Genomic DNA, 4,285 nt, shown 5'->3' with positions numbered 1-4,285 from the left:
CATAATACTTACCTAAAGTTAAAAAATATCACACTTTCTAAACTTTTAATCTGTACTATTTTTGGGGAAGCTTACAAAGCCAGACCCAACAGTATTTTGGATGCGGTGATGTTTTACGGAATGCTCCCGACACCCCGAACCAACAAAGCTACCAATATCAATTTAAACAGTGTGAAGTTGGCCAACCGCAACAAGGGGAACTTGGAAGAAGCGCTAGCCCAAATAGTGGTGTCATTTCTTCCCACGCCAACGGCGTCGGACAACCCTGCCAAGAACACGGGCAAAATGAACCAGGACTCTCTACAAAAAAGGGCTTATCAAGTCACTGGGCAACCTTCCCAATTGAATCCCCGGTTTGTGGCCGAGATGATGGGTTTTCCAGCAGACTGGACAGAGAGACCCTTCTACAAGGAAGAAAAACCCGAAAATCAACATTTAATTACTGGAGAGAAGAATCCATAAAAGCCTACGGCAATGCCATAGTTCCACAGGTAGTTTGGAGGATATTTGAGGGGATAGAACAAATGACTTTAAACAAAAAATATCATGGTTAGAATTTTTGCAAACTATTTCACAAATCAGCGTTGTGCTATTTATGTGAGAGATCGCTCCGAAATAAAAAGTATTCTTACAATGCTGAATGACCGAACAACTCCAAGGGGGGATTGGGTTTATGTACAAGATTTAAAACAAGAAAACATTCTATTTTTCAATTCTTCTGAAATCTACCAAGGATTTGATGGGCGAGATGATGATAATTATTGTAGAGGTAACGTTCAGTGATTTTGGGGCTATAATATCATAGCCCCAAAATAAAACCTTAGTTCTATAATTCTTGATTATAGTAAAATTTGTAGTATTTTCTACCATCAGAGTCTACTCCTTTTTCAAATAAGTCTTGATTCCCAGATATATGAATTTCAAAATTTCTGTCAAGCTTCAATACTTTCTTGTAAGCTCTTTTCTGTTTAACAAGGGCTTTTTCCGAAATAAGAAACTCCTCAGAGAAATTGAATTTATGAATATTATTATCTTTGAACTCATGAAATTGATCAATCAATTCTGATGATTCTAAAACCTTGTGGTTAAATTCTTCTAGGTTAAAATGATCATTATCTTTAAAGTATTGAAGGGATTTGTTTAATAGAACCGCTTTCTCAGCACTCGAAATATTCGCATTAGTAGGCAAATTATTGGTGATAAATGATTTGTAAAGACTCAAAACATTCTGAGTATTGTGATAGTTATCTTTTCTTGGAATTATCCCTAAAAAGTCTTCATTCCAGTAAACCGAATCCTCTTTTTTAGTACCGTTACAAAGTGCAATAACGAACCCTTGATCATCAGGAATATTAAATATTAAACAACCTCTATCAATCTTATTAATATTAAATCCTTCATAGCTTTCAACTTTCAATGCATCTCTATCAGCGATAACATCGATATAAGTTTCTCTACTTTCAGATTTAAATAACCCAATTGCCTCTGTTTGATAACCTTCAAAAAAGCACTCGGGGAAATGTACTGTGTAAAATTCACCAGATTTAATATTTGGATGCTCACTACATTGATAAAGGTGTTTTACAAGTTTTATTGAATTTTCGTGAAGATTTAAGCTGTTTTGAAAAATTTCACTTACGAAGGTATAAACTTCGTTTAAATTTAAGTCAACAGAGTGAGTAAATGAGAAGTATTCATCTGATTTAAAAGATGAAACAAAGTATTTTAAGAGAGTCTCCTTTAATGAAGGGGTTAGATTCAGAAGGCTTCTTGAAATCAATATTCCTTCCTCTTCGTATTTAACTCCTACATGATGTACAGCTACACCTGATATATCACTAATGTTAAACTTATTCATTGTTTTGTTATTATAAAGTAAAAGTGTAAAATCGCCTTCATTAGTACATTTACCACATAAATAGTCAACGAGACACTTACAGAGAAGAAAACTTTACCCTTTTCTGAATTTAGAGAATAAAAAATTGGAAACAAAAAGTCTACAAAAAGTAATGAGCCTTGAAAGACCACTACAAATGCCAAAGGAATCAATATAGTATCATATGTACTGATTTTACGATTTCTTGTTTCTTTAAAAATATCTTTTTTGGCTTCCTCTACTTTGGGACTATTTACCGTTAGAAGTAATGCAAATGTTGATATTGTAAAGCCAATCATTATACCAAGTACTGTAATAATTGTATTTAAAAAAGAGGCAGCGGATTGAGCATAGCTACAGGTATCTGCGTAAACATAGATTAAAACACTTACAATTGTGTAAATTATTGAAGAGAATAAATTTGATTTCCAGCCTTTGACTGTAAAATACTCCCAAAATAAAAGTATATACTCCATGATTAAATAGAAATTGCTATTTTCGACATTCCGCTTAAAAGTTGCGTACTATTAACTTCTCCTGTTTCTGTATTTAGATCTACTTCAACATGATCCATCCTTGTCATAAATGTTGTATCAAGAACAACAGGGTTACCATCAGGATTATTCCCGTAAATTCTTATTTTGGTTATATCGCTTCCCCCTTGCTCACTGTTTAAGTTATTAAATAAATCTATTGCAACTTCTTTAATGCTTTCATGAGGTTGCGCAGTTAGCGTAAGCTTTATTTCATTTTTGAGTGAGACAGTTCTATTAGAAAACTTCAGCGCTCTGGAACCTAATAGCTGTTTGTCAAAATATACTTCCGCTATCTTGGTTTTCTCAAGTGTCTGTAAAGACTCGAAAAAGTCATCTTGGGGGATTACTAAATGATTAAGAGATAATCTTGTACTTTTCCCCTGAGAAACGAGCAAAATTTTGTAAAACTTTGCAAAGTAACCTATTATATTGTTAATATGTATACCGAAATAATTACTTTCCAGAAGAAGGTAAACCTCATTACTGTCAATTTTAATACAAAAGTGGGTTTTATGAACATCTCCCTCACTTAAAGATTTTGGGTTTTTACGTTCCTCTCCTGTTTGTTTATTTATGATATTGGGCTTAAATTCATTCCTAGCACTTTTAAACAAGCCCGATATAAGAGTAGTTCCATTATTTTCGGATATGGTAGCGTTATCGAGAAAACAGAATCTATCCTCCTTTAAATCCTGAAATCTTTCTTTCTTTTTTCTAATCTTAATTATACTTTCGATTAACTCTTTAATGTTTACAAATGGCTCAGATTTTACATCTGTACTGGAATTCTTCCAGTGTTCTACGATTAAGGTGTAAAATTTAATTTTACAAAGTTTAGGTTTACTCATTGTAGTTGATTTTTGTTTTGGACGGGCTCGTCAATTAGGTTTTGAATGTCTTAGAATTGTTAACAATTTAATAATTCTTTTACGATTTGACTAGTGAAAATGAATTAATTGACTTAAATCAATTTTTAGCTCACGTTGTTAAATTTAAAAACAATACCTCTTATAATATTGTCCTTTTTTTCAATGTGGATGATGACGAAATTCCTTTCCAAAAAAAACAATGAACTGGATTCAATCGATTCTCAGCGTGTTGAAAGGGGTAAAGGACTCAACTGCATTATTTGACTACAAGCGTATTTTACAAGAGGTATTGGTATCAATTCTTGTTTCTGTATTGGTTTGGGCTATTCTTAAACCATTCAAAATCGAGGATGATACCAATACTCGTTTATTGAGTATTGCGCTGACAACTCAACGAAAGTTAGATTCCCTCAACTTTCAGGAAAAGCTTCACAAACAACAGGCTCAAATTGACTCATTGAATCGTGTAATTATTCTACATCATGAAAACGATTCTTTGCGCAGTAATGCTCGCCTATCCAAGCTCGATGCTATTCGGGCAATCAACAAGTACATTACCAGCTCCTCCAAAGGAAACCAATGAGGTACTATTTCCAGACAGTAGCGCCGTGGTCAAACTGTTTTACGACAATGCTCCAGCTATTTTGGACAGCCTCACACGCTTCACTTTTGTAAAAGCTAACAACAAAGTTTTATCACTGGAGGTCAACCGCTGGAAGCTGGATTATTATCGGGCCACACAGGATGCTCAAACTTGTGTGTTGGATAAACTCACATTGTCCAAAACTACTACAGACATTTCAATAAAGCTCAACGATACTAAAGCAAGATTGAAGAACAGCAAAACCGAAAATTGGTGCTGGCGAATAGCCGCGGCAGTGGGTATTTATTTTGCTTTAAAATGAGTCCTTTTGTGGGTGCGCATGATGTAGCAATTTTGGGTAAACAAAGCACGAGGGGCAACCCTCAAGACCATGAGTGTTAAACGTACCATCAAACGGCGA

Annotated in this window: 7 protein-coding genes; 4 read left to right on the top strand and 3 right to left on the bottom strand. The window is 34.3% G+C overall.

The genetic code is table 11. The features are described 5' to 3' along the window. Together GVN22_RS26850 and GVN22_RS26845 are read left to right on the top strand one after the other, a co-directional pair. The coding region (locus GVN22_RS26850; protein ID WP_205691053.1) for a hypothetical protein at positions 1 to 462 on the top strand (462 nt) is incomplete at its 5' end. An 84-nt stretch (positions 463 to 546) separates the two neighbouring features. Continuing rightward, complete coding sequence (locus tag GVN22_RS26845; protein ID WP_166554087.1) at positions 547 to 783, top strand: hypothetical protein; 237 nt, start codon at positions 547 to 549, stop codon at positions 781 to 783. Positions 784 to 826: 43 nt separating this feature from the next. Here GVN22_RS26845 and GVN22_RS26840 read toward each other — a convergent pair whose 3' ends face one another. The 3 genes from GVN22_RS26840 to GVN22_RS26830 are packed head-to-tail and all read right to left on the bottom strand — an operon-like array spanning position 827 to position 3,260. Further along, entirely contained in the window at positions 827 to 1,858 is a 1,032-nt protein-coding gene (locus GVN22_RS26840) for a nucleoid-associated protein (RefSeq protein ID WP_166554086.1), read from the bottom strand. Beyond that, positions 1,855 to 2,352, bottom strand: a complete 498-nt coding sequence (locus GVN22_RS26835; RefSeq protein WP_166554085.1) for a hypothetical protein — start codon at positions 2,350 to 2,352, stop codon at positions 1,855 to 1,857. The genes GVN22_RS26840 and GVN22_RS26835 overlap by 4 nt, the downstream gene beginning before the upstream one ends. Positions 2,353 to 2,354: 2 nt before the next feature. Continuing rightward, positions 2,355 to 3,260, bottom strand: coding sequence for a hypothetical protein (locus GVN22_RS26830; protein WP_166554084.1), 906 nt, complete (start codon positions 3,258 to 3,260; stop codon positions 2,355 to 2,357). Between the two features lie 220 nt (positions 3,261 to 3,480). Between GVN22_RS26830 and GVN22_RS26825 the strand changes: the two genes are divergently transcribed. Then, positions 3,481 to 3,864: a hypothetical protein gene (locus tag GVN22_RS26825; RefSeq protein ID WP_166554083.1), complete on the top strand. Its 384-nt coding sequence runs from the start codon at positions 3,481 to 3,483 to the stop codon at positions 3,862 to 3,864. Further along, positions 3,809 to 4,186, top strand: coding sequence for a hypothetical protein (locus GVN22_RS26820; RefSeq protein WP_166554082.1), 378 nt, complete (start codon positions 3,809 to 3,811; stop codon positions 4,184 to 4,186). Before GVN22_RS26825 ends, GVN22_RS26820 begins: the two co-directional genes overlap by 56 nt. Positions 4,187 to 4,285 lie beyond the last annotated feature (99 nt).

Source organism: Cellulophaga sp. BC115SP (assembly GCF_009905545.1).
GTDB classification, from domain to species: domain Bacteria; phylum Bacteroidota; class Bacteroidia; order Cytophagales; family Spirosomataceae; genus Flectobacillus; species Flectobacillus rivi.
This window is presented reverse-complemented; position numbering and strand designations above follow the sequence as displayed.

Coding starts and splice junctions, on each gene's coding strand:
- GVN22_RS26845 (WP_166554087.1), top strand. CDS start 547: ATGGTTAGAATTTTTGCAAACTATTTCACAAATCAGCGTTGTGCTATT.
- GVN22_RS26840 (WP_166554086.1), bottom strand. CDS start 1,858: ATGAATAAGTTTAACATTAGTGATATATCAGGTGTAGCTGTACATCAT.
- GVN22_RS26835 (WP_166554085.1), bottom strand. CDS start 2,352: ATGGAGTATATACTTTTATTTTGGGAGTATTTTACAGTCAAAGGCTGG.
- GVN22_RS26830 (WP_166554084.1), bottom strand. CDS start 3,260: ATGAGTAAACCTAAACTTTGTAAAATTAAATTTTACACCTTAATCGTA.
- GVN22_RS26825 (WP_166554083.1), top strand. CDS start 3,481: ATGAACTGGATTCAATCGATTCTCAGCGTGTTGAAAGGGGTAAAGGAC.
- GVN22_RS26820 (WP_166554082.1), top strand. CDS start 3,809: ATGCTATTCGGGCAATCAACAAGTACATTACCAGCTCCTCCAAAGGAA.